Genomic DNA, 3152 nt, shown 5'->3' on the forward strand with positions numbered 1-3152 from the left:
CGCCGGCCCAGCCGGGTGCCGCCAGGTCGGCCGCCGACCGCAGACGCTCGGCCAGCTCGTACTGCCGGTGGTGGTCGGCCGGCGCGGGCCGGATCTCGTCGAGGATGCCCGCCGCCGCCGTCGCGGCGGCCTCGGCCCGGCGGTGCAGCGCGGCGGCCCGGCCGGCGCGCGCCTTCGGAGTCGCCACCGCGTCCACCTCTCTTTCCGAGGCCGACATGTCCTCCCCGAGTTGTGACGGTAACCCAGGCGGCGGCCGTCCACCGGGATGTCGGTCGGCGCGGTGAGCTGGCCGGCGGTGAGCAGCCTCACCCCCGTCGCCGGGCGGCGTCCGCCCGGCGGTTCGCCACGATCCGCCGGTTCCAGGCATTGGGTACGCGACGCGCAGCCGATAGCCTCAGGAGGTGGAATCAGTGCAGCCCCCCGCCGGTTCCCAGGTGTCCCGAGTACCGGCGCAGCGAACCCCGCCGGAGCCGTTGGCGCCCCCCGCGCCCGCTCCCCTACCGGTACGCCCCAAGCGTTCCGTGCGCACGGTGCTCGCGGTCGTCGCGGGGGTGCTGGCGTTGCTGTGCACCGTCGGCGGTGTGGTCGGATTCGTGCTGTACGACCGCGCGACCGCCCCGGACCGGAGCGCCCCCGACGTGGTGGTGGCCAACTACATTCAAACATTCCTGGATGACCGTAATGACACAAAGGCGCAAGAGTTCACCTGCACAAGGCAGACAAGCTTGGACGGACTGCGTGCGCTTCGCGATGACCTTGCGGCCCGGGAGCAGCGCTTCAACACGAAGATCTCGGTGAGCTGGGGCCCGCTGGCCGTGCAGGAATCCAGCGAGGTCGCGGTGGTCGAGGTCGACCTCATCATCTCCGCCTCCGTCGAGGGCACCACGCAGAGTGAGCGGCAGAGGTGGCGGTTCGAGACGAGACGCGACGACGGCTGGGGCGTCTGCTCGGCGCAGCGCGCCGACTGACTTCCGGTTATTCCAGCCAGAGCAGGTGCACCGGCACCTCCAGCGTGGTCGGTGCCTGCCCACGCCAGGCCCACCGGTACCACTCCAGCTCCGGGGCCACCCGCACGCAGATGTCGCCGTCCGGGCCGGAGTAGGTCTCGGTGACGGCGCGCAGGTCGCGTCGCTCCACACCGTCGTCCACGTACACCACGCGCCGTCCGGTCACCGCGTCGGCCTCGAACACCGGCGTGGGTGGCCGGCGTTCCGGCACGTCCAGCGACACCAGCCGGAGACCCGGGGCGCTCGCCCCGGCCGCCGGACGCCGCTCGCCGATGGTCTCCACCCAGACCCGTTCCACTGGTACCAGCGGCGCGAACACCTCAACCTGCTCGGCCTCGGCCCGGTACCACTCGTGTTCCGGAATCACCGGTACGTAGGTGCGGCTGCCCTGCACCACCCGCTCGTCGGCCCGCAGGTCGCCCCGCCAGCCGAGACCGGGCAGGCCGACCAGCACGCGGCGGCCGCGTAGCTCGGCCCCGCCGGCGGCGGGCACGGTCTCCACCGGGCGGGGTGGTAGCGGCGCCCAGTCCGGCCGGTCGGCGAACGGGTCGGGCAGGGGGTTGCTCATCCGCCCGTCCTCACCCGGTCTCGCCGAGGGGTGCGCCCCGCTTGCGCATGAAGGGGACCGGGTTCTCCGCTCCTCTGCTGGACCGATCGCCGTCGTGGTGCACCTCGAAGTGCAGGTGCGGGCCGGACGAGTTGCCGCTGCTGCCGGAGATCCCGATGACCTCGCCCGCCGCGACCGACTGACCCGGCACCACGCGGGGCCGTTCGACCATGTGGCAGTAGCGGGTAATGAACCCGCCGGCGTGCAGGATGTCCACGAACCACCCGCAGCCGCCCTTGTCCGGCCAGCCGTCCCGGTCGCAGTCCCGCCGCCCGGAGCGGTCGGGGTCGCAGCGGGCGACCAGCACCCGTCCCGCCGAGGCGGCGTGGATCGGAGTGCCCTTCGAGGCGGCCAGGTCCACGCCGTGGTGGCTGGGACGGGCGGTGGTGCGGAAGCCGGAGACCACGCCGCCGGGCAGCGGCGCGGTCCAGCCGGAGGCGGCGATCCGGTCTCCGGCGGCGGCGTCGCACACCGCCTTGCCGGCGATCTCCACGGTCCGGGCGGCGCCTCCGGCGAGCTCGTCGACGATGCGTCCGGCCAGTTCCTCGTGTTTGGCGTAGGCGTCGGGATAGGCGCTGACCTGGACCTGCTGGGCCACGACTGTGAGTGGGCGCTGCTGCCAGTCCGGCACCTTCTCCATCTTCTGGTAGAACTTGCGGGCCGCGTACGAGGGTGTCATCCGCTGCTCGACGCTGCCCCACCCGGGCCGCTGCTGGAACAGGCCGAGCGAGTCGTGGTCGGCGCCCACTCCCTCGTGCGGCAGCGCGAGCGACGCCGGGACCGTACTGTTGGCGAGGTTGCGCAGCGCCGACTCCTGCATCGCGGTGGCCAGCGCGATCACCCAGCCGCGGGCGGGAAGTTTCATGTCCTGGCCGACCTTGATGATGACCGCGGCGTTGCGGAGCTGGCGCTCGCCGTACTCGGCGAAGCGCGGCATGTCCCCGGTCAGGTTCACCTGGTAGGCGGGGTCACAGTTCAGGGCCGCGAGCTTCGGGTCGTCCTCGTCGCCGCCCAGTTCGGTGAGGAGGAAGGCACCGGCACCGCCGACGCAGCAGAGCAGGGCGAGCACGCTCGTCACGGCGGTGGCGACCACGCCGAGGCGCAGCTTCCGGCGGGCCTGCCCGGCGGCGGTCACGACCGCTCCCAGTCGACCGCGTCCACCAGCCAGGGCCCGTCCGGTGCGACGAGTTCGAGCCGGAGCGTGCCGTTGTCCAGCGGAACCAGCGCCTCCACGAAGGACTCGGTGCGGGGCCGGAGCGTCGGGGCGCCCGTCACCTTCCGCGCGGGCACCGTCTCCGGATCGGCACCGGTCATCTTCTCGACCAGGGCCGGGGTGGACAGTGGCCGCAGGCGGGCCTGCCAGGCGTCGCCGCTGCTGCCCGGCCCGCTCAGCCACGCCGTGGTGAACCGCCCGGCGATCTGCTCCGGGGTGGCCTCCCCCGGCCGGACCTTGGGTGCGACAGCGGCCGGCGGGCTGGACAGCACGCCGTCGTCACCGGCCTCCGGGTCGGCTGTGCTGATCGGCTGGGAGGGGCGGC

General features: G+C 73.4%; 5 protein-coding genes. 1 reads left to right on the forward strand and 4 read right to left on the reverse strand.

The genetic code is table 11. The annotated features are described in order from the left end of the window. Nucleotides 1-196 (reverse strand): hypothetical protein (locus tag ACGFIA_RS28620; RefSeq protein ID WP_393263041.1); only part of this gene is annotated, 196 nt, incomplete at its 3' end. Between the two features lie 214 nt (nucleotides 197-410). On the opposite strand from ACGFIA_RS28620, the gene ACGFIA_RS28625 reads away from it, so the two are divergent. Next, entirely contained in the window at nucleotides 411-968 is a 558-nt protein-coding gene (locus tag ACGFIA_RS28625; protein WP_393263044.1) for a hypothetical protein, read from the forward strand. Between the two features lie 7 nt (nucleotides 969-975). Here ACGFIA_RS28625 and ACGFIA_RS28630 read toward each other — a convergent pair whose 3' ends face one another. The 3 genes from ACGFIA_RS28630 to ACGFIA_RS28640 form a co-directional block, all read right to left on the reverse strand. Beyond that, nucleotides 976-1575 (reverse strand): hypothetical protein, encoded by a 600-nt coding sequence (locus ACGFIA_RS28630; RefSeq protein ID WP_357385459.1) that lies wholly within the window; start codon nucleotides 1573-1575, stop codon nucleotides 976-978. A 10-nt stretch (nucleotides 1576-1585) separates the two neighbouring features. Beyond that, nucleotides 1586-2749 carry a peptidoglycan DD-metalloendopeptidase family protein gene (locus ACGFIA_RS28635; protein WP_357479348.1) on the reverse strand — a complete coding sequence of 388 codons (1164 nt, stop codon included), beginning with the start codon at nucleotides 2747-2749 and terminating at the stop codon, nucleotides 1586-1588. Then, on the reverse strand, nucleotides 2746-3152 hold a 407-nt coding region (locus tag ACGFIA_RS28640), incomplete at its 5' end, for a hypothetical protein (protein ID WP_393263038.1). The genes ACGFIA_RS28640 and ACGFIA_RS28635, both read right to left, overlap by 4 nt.

Origin of the sequence: Micromonospora sp. NPDC049203 (assembly GCF_043197215.1) — a bacterium.
Lineage (GTDB): Bacteria > Actinomycetota > Actinomycetes > Mycobacteriales > Micromonosporaceae > Micromonospora.

Coding starts and splice junctions, on each gene's coding strand:
- ACGFIA_RS28630 (WP_357385459.1), bottom strand. CDS start 1,575: ATGAGCAACCCCCTGCCCGACCCGTTCGCCGACCGGCCGGACTGGGCG.